The 710-nt window shown below is 62.7% G+C and carries 1 protein-coding gene; it reads right to left on the minus strand.

All coding sequences use genetic code 11. The features are described 5' to 3' along the window. Window positions 1-710: methenyltetrahydromethanopterin cyclohydrolase (gene mch / locus ENZ74_RS33480; protein WP_127313370.1), on the minus strand; the 710-nt coding region annotated here is incomplete at both ends.

The following is a 710-nucleotide window of genomic DNA, read 5'->3' on the forward strand; positions in this document are numbered from 1 at the left end:
GCCGCCATAGATGATGGCATCGTTGGTTCGGCCCATAGCGGTCAGGAAATCCGGATGGGGGGCGGGGATCGGCGCCGTTCCGATGCCGTCGACAACGTTTTCCAGCGGGAATTTGAGATCGTTGATCTTGTGCAGGGCAACCTCGAGCGCGCGCGCCACGATCTGCACGCCGCCGGCAAGGCTTTGTGTCGGCGCATAGAGGAAGGTGAGCTTTTCCGTCGCCAGTCCAGTTGCCTTGCTCACTTTCTCAACGGTCGCGCGGGGAGGCGGTTCGGCCGTCTCAAGGATAAGCACCGCGGAAGATGCGATGTCGTGATAGGAAAGTGTTTCGAACAGCGGTTCGACCCGGGCGAGGGCCCGCGCAGGCCCAGATCCCATCGCAAAATAGTCCTGGCCAGACAGGTTCCAGCCCGCATACTGGCTGCCCAGGCAGGCCAGCACCGGCTGCGAAGATCGCGCTTCGACGGTGAACGGCCATTGCTGTGACGCGCGATCCATGAACACCGAAACGCTGCCGAGACCGCCCATCGCAGCCTCAGCCATGCGCATCCCGGCCTCGACGCTGCCGACGGTCTTGTCGCCGGCATCGATCAGGCGCTCGCCCAATGGTCCCCTGGAAACGACGATACGCAGGCGTTCGGCGTCGCCGATCATGCCGTCAACGATGCGCTGTGCATTGTCGTTCAGGAATGCCGAACCGTCTTTCATGT

The organism is Mesorhizobium sp. M7A.F.Ca.CA.002.15.2.1 (genome assembly GCF_003998715.1).
GTDB classification, from domain to species: Bacteria; Pseudomonadota; Alphaproteobacteria; order Rhizobiales; family Rhizobiaceae; genus Mesorhizobium; species Mesorhizobium ciceri.